At 49.0% G+C, this 845-nt stretch carries 2 protein-coding genes; both read right to left on the reverse strand.

Annotated features, from left to right (window positions below; all coding sequences use genetic code 11):
• A partial coding sequence (locus tag ACWHAR_RS25180; protein ID WP_452088196.1) for an alpha-amylase family glycosyl hydrolase occupies nt 1-583 on the reverse strand: 583 nt, incomplete at its 3' end.
• Nucleotides 584-606: 23 nt separating this feature from the next.
• The coding region (locus ACWHAR_RS25185; RefSeq protein ID WP_452088197.1) for an SDR family oxidoreductase at nt 607-845 on the reverse strand (239 nt) is incomplete at its 5' end.

Consider the following 845-nt stretch of genomic DNA (forward strand, 5'->3'; position numbering starts at 1 on the left):
CGTCGACCCCTTTATCGAGCCAAAATTTCATCATGTCATACACCGCCTGGCGAACTTCGGGATTTTCCCAGTTTAAATCAGCTTGTTTGACGGCATTCATATGGAGATAGTATTCTCCGGTGTGCTCTTCGTATTGCCAGACCGGGCATCCATAGTTTGAGAGCCAGTCCGTCGGCGGGCCGTTCTTTGTGCCGGGACGCCAATAATAATAGCTGCGGTATTTGCTGTTTTTGTCCAGCTCCGCTTCTTTAAACCACGGATGCTCGACCGAGGTGTGATTTAACACAAAGTCCATCACCAGCTTTAATCCCCGCTGATGCACCTGGTCCAGCAGCTCGTGAAAATCGTCCATTGTTCCGTAAGAATCCATAATCGCCTTATGGTTTGTCACATCATACCCGTAATCAACATTCGGAGAAGGATAGATCGGGCAAATCCAAATCACATCTGCCCCGAGTTCCTTTATGTAGTCAAGACGGGAAATAATCCCCCGCAAGTCCCCAATTCCGTCTCCATCGCTGTCCTGAAAGCTTCTCGGGTAAATTTGGTACACCACTGCATCCTTCCACCAGTCTGTTTTCATCCCGCAATCCCCTGTTTTGTGTTCTATTCAAGCTGAGACGGATAAAGTGTCATCCCGCCATCGACGAAAAGTGTTGTGCCGGTCACATAGCTTGCTTCCTCAGATACGAGCCAAGCCGCTGCTGCCGCCACTTCTTCAGGCTTTCCGAAGGCTTGCATCGGGATTTTTTTCAATTGTTTTTGCCTGCTCTCTTCCTTTTTCGTATCAACATTTGATTCTGTGGCAATGGTGCCGGGCGCTATCGCATTGACGCGGATTTCCT

The sequence above is a fragment of the Bacillus sp. LR--39 genome, assembly GCF_053613335.1.